The organism is Desulfotomaculum copahuensis (assembly GCF_001655685.1).
GTDB classification, from domain to species: Bacteria; Bacillota; Desulfotomaculia; order Desulfotomaculales; family Desulfovirgulaceae; genus Desulfotomaculum_G; species Desulfotomaculum_G copahuensis.
Genome location: NZ_LYVF01000197.1, coordinates 32,464 through 47,280 on the forward strand (window position 1 = coordinate 32,464; position 14,817 = coordinate 47,280).

Consider the following 14,817-nt stretch of genomic DNA (forward strand, 5'->3'; position numbering starts at 1 on the left):
TTGATTAAATTTTATTTGACTGTTTACCCGGGTTTTATGTTATGCAACAGGCATACCTGGCCGCGGGAAAATGCCAAACAATTCATTTTGTTTGAATTTTCATGGTTTGCGGCCAATAGCAAAGATTGCCGAAGCGCGGTAAGGGCTGCTCAACCGGCCTCCCCATGTCTACCCGGTATACACATACTGTTGACATGTATTACTGTTTACACCGGTTTGCAATAAAAGAAAGCCATCCTTTCCGGCCGGGGCATTGTGAAACGCCGGACTTGCCTGGCGGCGGTATGAACCGCCGGAAAACGTCATTGACCGGAAAAAGATTGAATGAGCAGGAATATTCCCATAACATAAAAGGAGAAAATTCCTTAGTAAAGGGGGGAATCCCGGCCGGGCGTCATGATAAGTGCATAAGTACCGTCCCGGGCGGGAAAGGGATATGGCAGAAAAGCTGGTCAAGGAGATCATGGTGCCGGTAAGCGGCTACGCCACGGTACACGCCAACGATACGCTGGCCACCGCCATCCATGTGCTGCGTGAATCTTTCACCCGGGACAACTGGGGTGTGGTCACCGGCCACCGCTCGGTGCTGGTGCTGGACGACCGGGAGGATCTGGTGGGCATTCTGACCATCCGGACCATCCTCAAGGCGATTGAAGTGCAGTCCATCGGACCGTCATGGGCCAGCCTTTTCGCCGGGCCGATCATCAAAAGCGGGCTGAACATGCCGGTACGGGAAGTAATGCGGCCGGTGGTCAAGCCTTATGTCAAAGCCAACGATACCGTCACCCAGGCCATCCATACGCTGCTTAGAAGCCAGGTCAACATCCTGCCCGTGCTGGACCGGGGCAAAGTGGTGGGCATCGTGCGTTCGATCGACTTCTTTGAAATTATCGGTGAGATCCTGGGCAATGGGGAAATCAAGCAGTGGGCGTGAGCTACTAGTAAATAGATAAGGGGACAGTTCCGATGTTTTTTCACATTAGAACTGTCCCCAATGTCACCACGTGTCACCATGTTACAACACCGGGGTGGTGACCCCGGTGTTTCTGATTGCTGTAAAATTGCTGTAGAGCTGCCCCTTCGGCCAACCGGTCAAACCCTGAAACCCTTGATTTTACTGGTGGGCGGGAGAAGAATTGAACTTCCGACCTTCTGCGTGTCAAGCAGACGTTCTCCCACTGAACTACCCGCCCACATTACCTGCAACGTAAATATATTATCACTGATTTAAGTCAAAATGTCAAGGGTGTTTAGCTGCACGCAAGCGTGTGCGCAGGGCATATCGACATCACCCACTGAATCCACCGGGGGCGGCTCCAGCATAATAGTATATCCCGCCATTTTTCCGGCTATGCTATAACGAAAAAGCTAAGGCGGAAATATGATGGGAATTTTGCGTTCCCGGCGCATGGCCGGATTGTTTTACATCCTGTTTTTTTGCTTTCTTTTGATGGTGGCGCACCTGGCGGTAATACAATTAGTACGCGGGGATCACTACGCCTTTAAAGCACTGGAACAAGAAACCATGTCCGTGGACCTGGAGGACTACCCGCGGGGACAAATCCTGGACCGGCACCTGCAATCACTGACCGGTGAAACGAAAGCCAACCGGGTGGTGGTTTTCCCCGGGCTGATCCCCGGACGGGAAGCTGTGGCGGTCAAACTGGCCGGCATTCTAAACGTTGATCCGGTATCGCTGACCCCTTTTCTGACCGGGGATCCCTGCTACCTGCCCTTCACCCTCACCCCGGCACAGTCTGCTGCCATCCGCAAACAAAACTGGCCGGGCGTTCTGGTGCTGCCGGTCAGTTTTCGCTATGGCGCACACCCGCTGGCGAACCAGGTGACCGGTTACCTGGGACACATCGACTCCGGCAGTGAACTGGCCGCCCTGAATCAAAACAGCTCCAAGGAATACCGTCTGGGCGACTGGGTGGGCAAGGCCGGACTGGAAAAGTACTATGAGCCTGAACTCAAAGCCACCCGCCCCCTGGCTGCGGCACGCGTATTCATAGATGCCGCCGGCCGGCCGCTGCCGGGGGTGCACGTGAACAGCCGGGAACCGGATCCCGGGCGCGACGACGTGGTCACCACCATTGACGCCGGTATTCAGCGCAAAGTGGAAGCAATCATGGATAAAAAAATTGACAAGGGGGCGGTGGTGGTCATGGATCCCCATACCGGGGATATTCTGGCCATGGCCAGCCGCCCGTCCTTTGATCCGCAGCCGGACAAACTGCCCCATTATCTGGCCAGTTCGCCCCAGGGAGCATTTCTGGATCAGTGCACCACTCTTTTCCAGCCCGGCTCGGTGTTTAAAATTGTAGTCGCCGCCGCGGCACTGGCCGAGGGAGCGGTTACACCCCAAAGCACCTTTACTTGTCTCGGCGACAAGGATCCACTGGTGCACTGCTGGTATGCCCCCGGACACGGCACCATTACCTTTGCCCGCGGTTTCGCCGAATCGTGCGATCCCACTTTTGCCCAGGTGGGGCTGAAACTGGGCGCGGCAAAGTTGATTAAATACGCCCGGCTTTTCGGCATGGACAACCAGCAAATCACCGGTTATCCGGTGCCCCGGGACAACCGGCAAAATTTACAGCTGATCGCCGCTCCCCATGCCCTGGTGAACAGCAGCATCGGCCAGGGACCGGTGCTGGAGACGCCGGTGCAGATCGCAGCCATGCTCAATGTGATTGTCAACAACGGGGTATATATCCAGCCCCGCCTGGTGAAGGAAATCCGTTCGTCCGGCGGACGGGTGGTCAAGACTTTTCCGGCGGCACCCGGCAAACGGGCGATACCGCCGGCCACCGCGGAAGAGATGCGCCGACTGCTTTATCTGGTCACCACCCGGGGTACCGGCCAGGCGGGCTACGTATCCGGTTACGGTAGCGCCGGTAAAACAGGCACCGCCCAGGTGGACGGCCGGGGCAAGTTGAATGCCTGGTTTTGCGGCTATGCCCCGGTGGACCATCCCCGTTACGTGGTAGTGGTGCTGGCCCGGGGGGACGGTGTAAGTGGCGGCGCTTCGGCGGCGCCGGTTTTCCAGGAAATCATCAACAGTTTGATGGCGTCAAAATAACACCGGATCATTTGCCCAACCGAGCCGGAATAGGATGTCCGGCTGGATGCCAACCGGATGCAATGCAAGTCATTAATGTAATAGCACAGCTTGTGTCACCCGGCTGAACATTCTTTTCTTAACCCGGTTAAGCCATGTCCGGCGCGGCACATCTTTTTGCGCCACCAGTTCCACCCGGACCAGTTCCTCCCCGGCCAGACGGAAAACGACTTCTCCCGTCTTTTGACCGGTCCTTACCGGCGCTTCAGGCACCGGACCGAGTTTGATTTCCCTGCTGATCATGCCTGTTTGCTCTGCGGCCAGATCCACCGTGACGGTCCGGTCGCAGACAAGTGGAACCTGCGCTTCCAATCCATCATGCACTTTTTGGCTGGCCAGCGGTTCGCCCCGCCGGCACAGGGTCACCGGCTTCACCCCGGTAAAACCGTATTCCAGCAGTGCAACCGCATCCCGGTAACGGTCGGCGCTGTGCAGCACCACGGCGATAAGCCGGCGCCCGTCCCTGGTGGCCGAAGCAATCAAACAATTGCCGGCCAGGGGAGTGGAACCTGTTTTCACTCCGTCTATACCGGGGTAGCTGTTGTTACGCAGCAACCGGTTGGTGTTGGCTATCTTTTCCCGGCGTTTGGAACCGTAAAAACAAACTGTGGCTTCACGGGTACCGACCAGACGGTTGAAAACGGGGTTTTGCAATGCATAGCGGGTGATCAGGGCCAGATCCCGTGCCGTGGAGTAATGCCCCGGATCCGAATAGCCGTTGGTATTGGCGAAGCGGGTATGCAGTGCGCCCAACAGGAGCGCCTTGGCGTTCATCATTTGAATAAACCGGCTCTCCATGCCGCCCACCAGTTCGGCTATGGCCACGGTGCTGTCATTGGCGGACATGATCAGCGCCGCTTGGAGCAGATTTTCCAGGGTAATCTTTTCCCCGGCACGCAGATCAATGATCGACCCGGTTTCCGTATAGGCGGCGTTGCGGCTGACATTGGCCACGGCGTCAAGCCGCCCGTACTCCAGGGCCACCACGGCGGTCATGATCTTGGTCAGGCTGGCCGGAGCGCGGCGCTTGTACGGTTTTTTAGCGAAGTAAACCCGTCCGGTGCCGGCGTCCATAAGTACGGCGGCATCGGCGGTGATTGCCGGCAATTCGGCCTGCACCGCCGGGGGCGCGCCGGTCAGCACAAAAATTATTAAAAACAGTGTTATAACCGTTTTGCGGCTAAAAAACACTTTAAAACGGCCCGGACGGCATGAAGTAATAAAGCAGTAACCGTGCATCTAAAAGCCACTTCCTTTCCCTCCCTTAGCTTGTCTCGTTGACAAGGGGGTTTATGAAAGGAAAGATTTTCAGATGCCGGAGAAATAGCATGTTAAATACGGCTGCACAACGACAAAAACAGGTAGGAAAGTCCGGCCAGCAGGGCGGATACCGGCAGGGTGAGCAGCCAGGCTGTGACGATGGTTTGCGCGGTGCCCCATCTTACCGCTGAAAACCGCCTGGCCGTGCCCACGCCCATGATGGATGAGGAAATAACGTGAGTGGTGCTGACGGGAAGTTTCAACAGGGTAAAGCCCAGGATAACCATGGCCGAAGCCATATCGGCGGAAACGCCGCTGCCCGGATCCAGCTTGATAATGCGTGTTCCCACCGTCCGGATGATTTTCCAACCCCCTACGGATGTACCCAGGCCCATGGACAGCGCGGCCAACAGCTTGACCCACAGGGGAACATGCAAAGTGCTTTGAAAACCGCCCGCCACCAGGGCGAAAGTGATAATACCCATGGTCTTTTGGGCGTCGTTGGTTCCATGAGAAAAAGCTTGAAAGGCGGCGGTAAAAACCTGGAGCAACCGGAAGCGCCGGTTTAATTTGTGCGGGGCGGCATTACGGAACACCAGGCGGATCAGTAACATAACCAGCAACCCCGTTGCAAATGCAGCCAACGGAGAAAGAACAAGTCCTTCCAGGATGCTTAGAAAGCCGGTAAAATTGACAGCGCGCAGACCGGCGGCGGTAATGACCGCGCCGGTTAATGAACCGATCAGGGCGTGGGAAGAACTGCTGGGAATACCCATGTACCAGGTAATTAAATTCCACAAAATGGCTGCAATAAGCGCGGCCATTACTATGATCATGCCGTTTTCCAGCTTCACCGGGTTGGCAATTTTACCTCCGATGGTTTGTGCCACTCCGGTAAATGTCAACGCCCCGGCCAAATTCATGAAGGAAGCCAGTACTATGGCAATACGGGGAGGCAAGGCCTTGGTGGAAATGGAAGTGGCTATGGCATTGGCCGTATCATGAAAGCCATTGATGAAATCAAAGGCCAAAGCCATGATAATTACCGCAATGATGACGGAAAGACCGGATTCCGGCAAGGCAAATTCCCCTTTTCTTTAGTTCCATCTGGTATATTATCATGGTTTGCCGGTTTAATTGTTAAGAAACTGTTAAAAATATTAAATCCGGTCGAAAAAAGTTAAATTTTTCACCGGTCCGGTTGCCGATTAAGGGAGCAGACCGTTATAATATCTATGTCGCCTGGTATAAAATGAAAATTTAATGAAAGAAGAGAGAATATGTTCGAGCGGAAGGAAGATATATTTTTTGAGCACTTCCAGCTGATCGTGGAAAATCTGAAAAAAGCGGCGCGGCTTCTCCGGGAAGACATCCGGGACCTGCAAAACACGGAAAGCTATGCCGAAAATATCAAGCTGCTTGAAGACCGGGGAGATCAGTACACCCACGCCATATTCAAGGCGCTGAACAAAACTTTCGTCACCCCCCTGGAACGGGAGGACATAATGCAGCTAACCGTAAAGCTGGATGACGTCCTGGACGGGATGGAGGCCTCCGCTGACCGTCTTGATTTATACGGCATCCGTGAAACGGATGCCTACATGCAGCTTTTCGCCCGTCTAGCGGAAAACTGCATTGATGAAATCGGGGCGGCCATTCAGTTTCTGGTGAAAAAAAAGCTGCCCAACATACAAAAACACACTTTCCGGATTAATGATCTGGAGAACGAAGCTGATCAACTGTACCGGGAAAGCATAAAAATTCTTTTCACCCAAAACAAGGATGCCATTAAAATCATACAGCTCAAGGAGGTTTATGAAATCCTGGAATCCATTCTGGATGCTTGCGAGGACGTGGCTGATGTGCTGGAAGGAATCGTGATGCGCAGCTGAACCGGGGGTGTTGATAAAGCCGGCTGCCGGGGGTGCCGGCTTATAATCCGTTACGAAAGCTCCTGCTTTATTTTTTCCGCCGCCATAAGTAGATGATCAGCAACGCCAGGAATGCTATTACCACCACGTCCAAGCGGTGGAACCAGGGTTTCAAATTCTCCCAGTGCTGGCCCAGTTTGACTCCGAGATAGACCAGCAAAAAGCTCCAGGGCAGCGAACCGAGGATGGTATAAAGCACGAAGCGGAAAAAATTCATGCCCGAAATACCCGCCGGCAGGGAGATAAATGTACGCACTACGGGCATCAGCCGCGTAAAAAATACGGTGGCCTCACCGTAACGCAGAAACCACTTTTCCGCCGTCTGAAAATGCTTGTGTGAAATGCCGATATAGCGTCCATAGCGCAAGATCAAGGGCCTGCCGCCCCACCATCCGATGGCGTATGAAACAATCGAACCGGCCGTCCCGCCGAGGGTGCCGGCAATAACCACTCCCAGATAGGTGAGCCGTCCGGTGGAAACCAGATAACCGCCAAAGGGCAGGATCACCTCGCTGGGCAGGGGCACGTTGGCGCTTTCAACAGCCATGCCGATGGCGATGCCCCAGTAGCCCAGAGCGGAGATAAAGGCAATGGTATTGGTGACAAGAACGTTCAGCAAGTGTGAAACCAATTTTTCCACCCTCCGGAATGAAGTGCCGTGAACATATTCAGCCGGCTTTAAGGCAGTGCGCCGCCGTCCGGCGAAAACAGGCCGGCGCGGTTTTTCTACCTTTGTGCAAAGCAAGATTACGTCAAAGTCCCCCCACGATACCACAAACAGCAGCAATAGGCAAGCAGTTACCTTTATATTACAACGGAAAAGCGACTTTAATGTTACCGTGCCGTGCAAAGGGCACTCTTTAAGGGGCGGCTGATCGCCGCCCCTTAAAAAGACGGAAGCAACGTTATAATTTTAGATTTTCCAGAATCTGGGCCAATACCGGGTCGGCTTCCTTCAATCCGGCCAGCGGGGATTTCCGGGTGGAATAACGCCGGTCAAAAGCCACCAGGTCAAGCTCCCGGCAGATGGCGCGAAAGTTGGTTGAAACGCTGGAAGCAGCCACCTTGTATTGAGCGGCCAGAGCCTGCTGGCTGATATTGTGATCTGATTCCAGCCGGGCCATGGCATAGACCACCGTCGCCGTCCAGACATCGGACTTGCGCAGGGACGGCCGTGCCTGGTCGCAATAATCATGCCAGAGGCGAATGGCGCCGGTTACCTGGCGGCTGTTGTAGCCCCGCCGGTTCAGATCTTCCACCACCCGGCGGGCCACTTCGGTATGCTTTTTATCCGTCCAGTGAAGGTCTTCCGTGTTGACGGCGTCCGCTTCCGGCTCACCGGCCTGTCCGGCCGTTTCCCCGCCGGACAGGCCCAGTTTCCGCCGCACCTTTTGCACGTCGTAGTGCGGCTCGCCCTTCTTTTCCCGGATGGCTTCCACCCGTTCCAATTCCCGCAGCAGTTCCTCCACCCGGGCGCCGCCTTCCGCCGTGCCGCAGGCCTGCCGGGGGGTCCTGCCGCCCAGGGCGGGCAACGGACGATCAATCCATTTGTCGTAATACTCATCCAGAAAGGCGTCGGTAATACGCTGGGCAATCTGTGCCGACAGTTTATCCATCACCGGACCGGCGCCGTCTGTCCGTCCATCCTCTTCGCCGGCCAACTCGCCTTCCACCAGGTGGGGCATGGTATAATCAAGACCCAGTTCCACCACCATGGCGTTGAGCATGTGAGAACGCTCATGCAGGTAAATATTCAGCCCTTCCCGGCTGCTCATGCGCCGCCGCCGGCAAAAGGCCTGCAGATCCCTTTTCACCCGGCTCATTAATACTTCCTTGCAAAATGCAGGCAGGGCCAGCCCGTTGGTGGAGAATTCGAATTCGTCACCCACCCTGAGCACGCGCATCAATAAAACGGATCCCGGCTGAATCTCCCTGGCCGCATTCACATCAAAAACGGTCAACCTGCTTTTATTGAACAAATCCTTGATTAATACACCTTTTTCCGGCAACACGCGCATCACTTCATAAAGGGAAACCCGCGCCCGGGACCACTCATCCAGCAGCACAATTTCTTTATCCGTCAAACCGGGCTCCCGCCGGAAGGTTTCAATTAATGTAGCGCCGCCGGCGATCTTGTAATCAAAAATAAACCACTCGAAGCAGCGCTCCATGGTAAAGTCATCGTCGCGGTCCACCAGTTCCGGGTCCAGGCAGTCCAGGTATATTTGCTGCGCGCGTGCCGCCTCCCCGGCAAAAGAAGGCTGGTCGGCAAATTCACCCAGCTTGCGGCGCAATTGCCGGCCGGTCCGGCGCCATCGGTATTGATCCAGGCAGATTACCTGCGCCGGTGCACCGCAGCACTGGCTGTAAAGCTTGCCGCTGCCACAAGGACAAAGGCGGTCCTTTTGGCCAACCTTTTTCATCTGGTACACCCCCTTACCGGTTGTTCCGGCTGAAACTTCAGCGGTAATGGCCGGTTATTCAACAATTCCACACCGGTTCACTTTATTCCTGCTCCCCGGATGATAATTTCTTGCTCTTGAACCGACAGGACCACACCCATTTTTTGCAACAGAACGGTTGAAACGTATGTCATGCCCTTGTCCGGCGCTTCAAGCACCGGTTGTTGCACGGTCACCGGCCGGTTGTTGAGCAGTGCGCCGCTATTTCCCGGGGACAGGACAAGTCTGCCCGCCGGTCCGGCGACCAGAATGGCCCCGCCGTTCCCTTCCCACGATACCCGGTAACCCAGCGCCTCCAAAGTAAAGCGCAGGGGCAGGTAGGCATTGCCGGCGCGGAAAAGCGGGGCAAAGTCGCCCTCTGTTTTTTCCCCGTTGATTTGCACTCCGTTATGGTTAAATACTATGCTCCAGGGCGTATCCGGTTGCAATTTCCGGCAGGCGGCAAACAACTGCAATTGGGGTGTTGTAACCTCCTGATCGGGGGTTAAACCGGTACCGTCAATGGAACGCCCCCGGGGGGTGAAATAGCGGGCGATGGTGATTTTCAACGCGCCGCCTGTCTCCAGCGGGATCACGGCCTGCACCACACCCTTGCCGTAGGTGCGCTCCCCCACCAGTGTGGCCGCCCCGTAATCCTGCAACGCTCCGGCCAGTACTTCGGCCGAACTGGCGCTCATACCGTTGACCAGCACCGCCACGGGCATTCCCCGGGCAAGCGCATCGCCGTTGGCGCGGTAGATTTCCTTTTGACCATCCCGGTCCACGGTGGTGACCACCGTGGCACCGGCCGGCAAGAAATAACCGGCCACATCCACCGCCGCCTGCAGATAGCCGCCCGGATCGTTGCGCAAATCAAGCACCAGTCCGGTGGCCCCCTTGTCCTTAAGTTCCCGTAAAGCGGCGCCGAATTCGGCAGCCGTTTGGGAACCGAAGGTATGCACATTAATATATCCGATCCGGCCATGAATAATTTGCCACTGAATAGTGGGCGTGGACAGCGTCTGCCGTTCCATGGTCAAACTGAAATCGGCCCGGCCGGCCCGCCGCAGGGTGAGTGTAACCTTGCTCCCGGCCGGTCCGCGGACCTTGTCCACCACCTCCGGCAGGGGCATATTTTCGGTACTCTGACCGTTTACTGCGGTGATCAGGTCGCCCTTTTCGACCCCGGCCCGTTCAGCCGGTGAGCCGTCCGTAACAGCGGTCACCTGCGAGTAGGGCGGCCGGCCGGCCAGCTCCAAACCGACCCCGGCATATTCGCCGTCCAGGGCGCCGGTAAACTGCTCCAGTTGTGCCGGGGTGAAATACTCGGTATAAGGATCCCCCAGGGAATCAATCATGCCCCGAATGGCCCCGTCGGTCAGTTGCTCCGCGCCGGGGGCGTTGATATGATGGGCGTAGATATACTCCATTACTTCGTCCACCCGGTTGATTCCGGCGATAATGCCGTTACCGGCCGCACAGGCGGTCAGCGGGAAAAAGAATAAAAGCAAGAGTGCTAAAACAGGGGCGGCCAGCCTTTTATACAAGCACGATCACCTCAATATGAAAATTGGTGGTCCATCCATAAGTTGTAATTCGCCCCGGCGCCGCGGATCTCCTGCCCGTCCGGTGGAATATCACCCCTTCCGGGGAAGGTATTTTACCCTGCGGCGGTGAAATAATCTAGAAAAGGCAGGTGCTGATTTTGCGACTCCTGGTGATCGACGGCAACAGTCTGGCCCACCGGGCCTTTCATGCCATTCCCCTGCTTTCCACCAGCCAGGGGCTGGTGACCAACGCGGTTTTCGGCTTTACCAACATGCTGTTCAAAGTACTGGACCTGCTGCAACCGGAACTGGCGGCGGTATGCTTCGACAAAAGCAGGCTCACTTTCCGCCATGCGGAATACCGGGATTACAAGGCCAACCGGGCGGCCACCCCGGATGAACTGCGCCCCCAGTTTCCGTTGATTAAAGAAGTGCTGCAGGCCATGCGCATCACCATCCTGGAATACGACGGCTATGAAGCGGACGATCTGATCGGCGCCCTGGTCACGCGGGCCGGGGAGGCGCGTCTGGAAAGTATTATTGTCACTGGTGACCAGGACGCCTTGCAACTGGTATCTCCGTTGACAAAAGTCCTGCTCACCCGCAAGGGAATCACCGAACTGGAAGAATACGACGAGGGGCGGGTGTGGGAACGCTTCGGCGTTACACCGGCCCAGTTCGCCGACTACAAGGGCCTGGTGGGGGACAAATCGGACAACATCCCCGGCGTGCCCGGCATCGGACCGAAAACGGCGGCCGGGATGCTCAAAGAATTCGGCAGTGTGGAACAATTAATCGCCCGGATGGATGATTTGCCCGCCCGTCAGCAGGAAAAAATCCGCGCTTACGCCGATCAGGCGCTGCTCTCTAAAAAACTGGCCACCATCAGGCGCGCCGCCCCTTTTAATCTCAACCTGGAGGAGTGCCGCCGGTGCGAACCGGATAATATCCGGTTGCTGGCCCTGTTCAGCAGACTCGAATTTAAATCCCTGATCCGTGTGCTCCGGGAAAGGATGCCGGAAGCCGGCGGAAACGGACAAAATAATCAAGCAACGGATCAACCGGGTACCGAACTTGAAACATACCGGGTGACATGGCGGTACGTCCGCAACGCAGATGAATTGTCCGCCCTGGTGGAAATTTGCCGCCGGGCCGGGCGGGCGGCACTGGCTCTCTCCGGCGACCGCCGGGAAGGTATCGCCGCGGCGGCACTGGCTGTAAAAACAGCCGCCTCCGCAGGCTCCACGGAGCCTGTCGAACCGGACATCCAGGTATTTTTTCTCCCCCCCGGCGAGCACACCCTGCCCGTGGCCGCCCTGCAGGCGCTGGCTGCGATTTGCCGGGACGAAACAGTGGCCAAACTGTTCCACGGGGCCAAAAACGCCTTCTGGCTGCTGACCCGCCACGACTTGACCCTGAACAATACGGCCTTTGACACCATGGTGGCGGCCTACCTGCTCAACCCGGCCTCGCCCAACCTGGACCTGCCGGATCTGGCCCTGGAGCATTTGAACCTGGTTCTCCCCGCCCGGGGGGAAGCGGCATTGGCCGCCCGGGCCGATGTCATCCTGCGCCTAGTGGATTTGCTGAGTGAAAAAATACGCCAGGCCGGAATGGAACGCCTGTATTTCGAGGTGGAACTGCCCCTGGTGGGCATTCTGGCCGGGATGGAAATGAACGGGGTGGCCGTGGACAGGGAACGGCTGTCTGCCATGTCCCGGGAACTGGCGGACAGGATTGACGGCCTGGCCGCCGAAATCCACCAACTGGCCGGCGAGGAGTTCAACATCAACTCCACCCGGCAACTGGGGCATATTCTATTTGAAAAACTGCAATTGCCCGTGGTCAGGAAAACCAAAACGGGCTACTCCACCGATGCCGCCGTACTGGAGGAACTGGCCCCGGCCCACCCGGTGGTGGCCCGGATCCTGGAATACCGGCAACTGGTCAAGTTGAAGTCCACTTATGTGGACGGCATGGCCGCCTTGATCGACGCGCAGACCGGCCGCCTGCACACCACTTTCCACCAGACGGTGACAGCCACCGGCCGTTTGAGCAGCGCGGAGCCCAATTTGCAGAACATTCCCATCCGCATGGAGGAAGGACGCAGAATCCGGCAGGTATTCATACCCCGCCGGCCGGGCAACCTGATTTTAAGCGCCGATTATTCCCAGATCGAACTGCGGGTACTGGCGCATATGGCCGGGGATGTCAATCTGCTGGAGGCCTTCCGCCAGGGGCAGGACATTCACACCCGCACGGCCGCGGAGGTTTTCGGCGTAACCATGGCCGAAGTGACGGCGGATCTGCGCGGCCGGGCCAAGGCGGTCAACTTCGGTATTGTCTACGGGATCAGCGACTTCGGCCTGGCCCGGGATATCAATGTTTCCCGTCAGGAGGCCAGGCAGTATATCGACAACTACTTTGCCCGCTACTCCGGAGTAAAGGCCTATATCGACCGCACCGTTCAGGAGGCACGGGAAAAGGGCTATGTGACCACTATTTTAAACCGCCGGCGCTACCTGCCCGATCTGTTCAGTCACAACCGCACGGTGCGCAGCTTCGGCGAACGTACGGCCATGAACACGCCCATCCAGGGCAGCGCGGCGGACATCATCAAACTGGCCATGGTGCGCATCGACCGGGAAATAAAAAAGAGCGGGCTCAAAGCAAAAATGATTCTACAGGTGCACGACGAGCTGATTTTTGACGTGCCGGAAGAAGAAGTGGAAGAAATGAAGGCGCTGGTCAAAGACGGCATGGAAAACGCGATCAAGCTGGACGTGCCCCTGGTGGTGGATATGAAACTGGGGCCGAACTGGTATGAAGTGAAAAAAATTTAGAACCTTATGACCATTACGCTCACAACCTTTAAGAGAACGTTTTTCATATTAAAATCGACTCACGGAAGGTATGAGACACAAGCCATGCCCGAACTGCCGGAAGTGGAGACAGTTAAAAACACCCTGGCGGAAAAAATCACCGGCCTATCCATTGACGCAGTAGACATTCTAATGCCCAAAATAATCCGCACTCCGTCACCGGAAGAATTTTGCCGCCGGTTGGCCGGCCAAACCGTGCTCGCCCTGGACCGGCGGGGCAAATACCTGCTGGTCCGCCTTTCGGGCGGTCTGACCCTGGTCATTCACCTGCGCATGACCGGGCGACTGGTCTACACCACGGCAACCGCCCTCCCGGCCAGGTATACGCATGTACTCTTTCATCTGAGCAACGGCGACCAGTTGCGGTTTTCCGACATGCGCCAGTTCGGCCGTATTTCCCTGGTGGAAAATGATGCCCTGCCCCTTTTTCCGGGGTTGAAAGACCTTGGCCCGGAGCCTTTAAGCGCTAATTTTACCCGCGAATATTTACAGCGTGAACTGCGCCGCCGGCGCACGCGTTTGAAACCACTGCTGCTGGACCAGACATTCATTGCCGGGCTGGGCAACATTTACGCCGATGAGGCGCTGCACCGGGCCAGACTGCACCCCCAGCGCCCGGCCAGCACATTGAGTCCCCGGGAGGCGGCTGCTTTATACCGGGCCATCCGGGAAGTACTGACGGAAGGCATCGCCGGCCGGGGTACCACTTTCCGGGATTATGTGGACGGTACCGGACGCCGGGGCGGTTTCCAGGAAAAGCTGCGCGTATACGGCCGGGCCGGACAGCCCTGCCGGCAATGCGGCAAACCCGTGGAACGCATCCGCATCAGCGGCCGCAGCGCCTATTTTTGCCCCGGCTGTCAAAAACAGTAATTCCTCCCGGCCGGGCACAATTCCCCACCCGCTCCCATAAAGATAGTAAGAGTCGAAATTCAGCGGGAGGGACAGTGGGGTGGAATTATTAACAAGCGTCATCTTTGCCCTGGCCCTGAGCATGGACGCCTTCGGCACCGGGGTGGCCTACGGCGTGCGGCAGATTAAACTCCCTTTGACCTCGCTACTGATCATCAGTATGCTTTCCATGGCCGCGCTCAGCCTGTCCATGCTGGCAGGCGAAGGTCTGACCAGACTTTTTTCCGTCGCTTTCGCCCAGCGCCTGGGCGGCATCGTGCTTCTGCTCATCGGCCTGCGCATTCTGATCCAGTGCCTGCGCCACCGGAAGAAAAAAGAAGATACTGCCGGCGGGGCGGTGATGCGCATTCACCTGCGTTCCCTCGGCCTGGTCATCCAGGTGTTGCGCGAGCCGCACCGGGCCGACCTGGACAGTTCCGGCGTCATTTCGCCCCGCGAAGCAGTGCTGCTCGGTCTGGCCCTGGCCATGGACGCCCTGGCCGCCGGTTTCGCCGTTCCCATGCTGGGCCTGAACCCGGCGCTCACCGCCCTGGTGGTCGGACTGGGCCAGTTCACTCTGGCCAACCTGGGCATCCTGGCCGGCAAGGGGCTGGGGTACACCGCCCTGGGCCGCCAGTTCAGCGCCCTGCCCGGCTGTATATTGATCGCCCTGGGGCTGTTTAAACTGCGTTAAGCCCGTACCTGCCACCAAACGGAAACTTTCCCCATCGCCCCGGTCCC

The 14,817-nt window shown here is 57.1% G+C and carries 11 protein-coding genes and 1 tRNA gene; 6 read left to right on the top strand and 6 right to left on the bottom strand.

Annotated elements, in window-relative coordinates:
• Positions 1-436 precede the first annotated feature (436 nt).
• On the top strand, positions 437-934 hold the full coding sequence (locus A6M21_RS16715; protein ID WP_066671484.1) for a CBS domain-containing protein: 498 nt from the start codon (positions 437-439) through the stop codon (positions 932-934).
• A gap of 184 nt (positions 935-1,118) precedes the next feature.
• Here A6M21_RS16715 and A6M21_RS16720 read toward each other — a convergent pair.
• Positions 1,119-1,193: transfer RNA gene (locus tag A6M21_RS16720), tRNA-Val, on the bottom strand.
• Between the two features lie 191 nt (positions 1,194-1,384).
• Between A6M21_RS16720 and A6M21_RS16725 the strand changes: the two genes are divergently transcribed.
• Entirely contained in the window at positions 1,385-3,085 is a 1,701-nt protein-coding gene (locus tag A6M21_RS16725; protein ID WP_066671487.1) for a peptidoglycan D,D-transpeptidase FtsI family protein, read from the top strand.
• A 72-nt stretch (positions 3,086-3,157) separates the two neighbouring features.
• Here the strand turns inward: A6M21_RS16725 and A6M21_RS16730 are convergent, their stop codons facing one another.
• Both A6M21_RS16730 and A6M21_RS16735 read right to left on the bottom strand, forming a co-directional pair.
• Positions 3,158-4,231: a D-alanyl-D-alanine carboxypeptidase family protein gene (locus A6M21_RS16730; RefSeq protein WP_242868902.1), complete on the bottom strand. Its 1,074-nt coding sequence runs from the start codon at positions 4,229-4,231 to the stop codon at positions 3,158-3,160.
• Between the two features lie 224 nt (positions 4,232-4,455).
• On the bottom strand, positions 4,456-5,421 hold the full coding sequence (locus A6M21_RS16735) for an inorganic phosphate transporter (protein WP_066671669.1): 966 nt from the start codon (positions 5,419-5,421) through the stop codon (positions 4,456-4,458).
• Positions 5,422-5,664: 243 nt separating this feature from the next.
• Between A6M21_RS16735 and A6M21_RS16740 the strand changes: the two genes are divergently transcribed.
• Complete coding sequence (locus A6M21_RS16740; protein WP_066671490.1) at positions 5,665-6,276, top strand: DUF47 domain-containing protein; 612 nt, start codon at positions 5,665-5,667, stop codon at positions 6,274-6,276.
• A 67-nt stretch (positions 6,277-6,343) separates the two neighbouring features.
• Here A6M21_RS16740 and A6M21_RS16745 read toward each other — a convergent pair whose 3' ends face one another.
• The 3 genes from A6M21_RS16745 to A6M21_RS16755 all read right to left on the bottom strand — a co-directional run bounded on the left by A6M21_RS16745 (position 6,344) and on the right by A6M21_RS16755 (position 10,303).
• The gene (locus tag A6M21_RS16745; RefSeq protein WP_242868903.1) at positions 6,344-6,955 is read right to left on the bottom strand and encodes a DedA family protein; all 612 of its coding nucleotides are present in this window, start codon (positions 6,953-6,955) and stop codon (positions 6,344-6,346) included.
• 265 nt (positions 6,956-7,220) lie between these two features.
• Entirely contained in the window at positions 7,221-8,738 is a 1,518-nt protein-coding gene (locus A6M21_RS16750; RefSeq protein ID WP_066671494.1) for a DUF7986 domain-containing protein, read from the bottom strand.
• Between the two features lie 77 nt (positions 8,739-8,815).
• Positions 8,816-10,303, bottom strand: a complete 1,488-nt coding sequence (locus A6M21_RS16755; protein ID WP_078060830.1) for a S41 family peptidase — start codon at positions 10,301-10,303, stop codon at positions 8,816-8,818.
• Between the two features lie 149 nt (positions 10,304-10,452).
• On the opposite strand from A6M21_RS16755, the gene polA reads away from it, so the two are divergent.
• From polA to ytaF, 3 genes are all read left to right on the top strand, one after another.
• Positions 10,453-13,146 (top strand): DNA polymerase I, encoded by a 2,694-nt coding sequence (gene polA, locus A6M21_RS16760; RefSeq protein ID WP_066671497.1) that lies wholly within the window; start codon positions 10,453-10,455, stop codon positions 13,144-13,146.
• 84 nt (positions 13,147-13,230) lie between these two features.
• Entirely contained in the window at positions 13,231-14,058 is an 828-nt protein-coding gene (gene mutM / locus A6M21_RS16765) for a bifunctional DNA-formamidopyrimidine glycosylase/DNA-(apurinic or apyrimidinic site) lyase (protein WP_066671500.1), read from the top strand.
• A gap of 79 nt (positions 14,059-14,137) precedes the next feature.
• Entirely contained in the window at positions 14,138-14,770 is a 633-nt protein-coding gene (gene ytaF / locus A6M21_RS16770) for a sporulation membrane protein YtaF (RefSeq protein WP_066671503.1), read from the top strand.
• Positions 14,771-14,817 lie beyond the last annotated feature (47 nt).

Bases quoted from the DNA above. Each gene is read 5' to 3' on its own strand.
- A6M21_RS16715 (WP_066671484.1), top strand. From the start codon at position 437: ATGGCAGAAAAGCTGGTCAAGGAGATCATGGTGCCGGTAAGCGGCTAC.
- A6M21_RS16735 (WP_066671669.1), bottom strand. From the start codon at position 5,421: ATGGCTTTGGCCTTTGATTTCATCAATGGCTTTCATGATACGGCCAAT.
- A6M21_RS16725 (WP_066671487.1), top strand. From the start codon at position 1,385: ATGGGAATTTTGCGTTCCCGGCGCATGGCCGGATTGTTTTACATCCTG.
- mutM (WP_066671500.1), top strand. From the start codon at position 13,231: ATGCCCGAACTGCCGGAAGTGGAGACAGTTAAAAACACCCTGGCGGAA.
- A6M21_RS16750 (WP_066671494.1), bottom strand. From the start codon at position 8,738: ATGAAAAAGGTTGGCCAAAAGGACCGCCTTTGTCCTTGTGGCAGCGGC.
- A6M21_RS16740 (WP_066671490.1), top strand. From the start codon at position 5,665: ATGTTCGAGCGGAAGGAAGATATATTTTTTGAGCACTTCCAGCTGATC.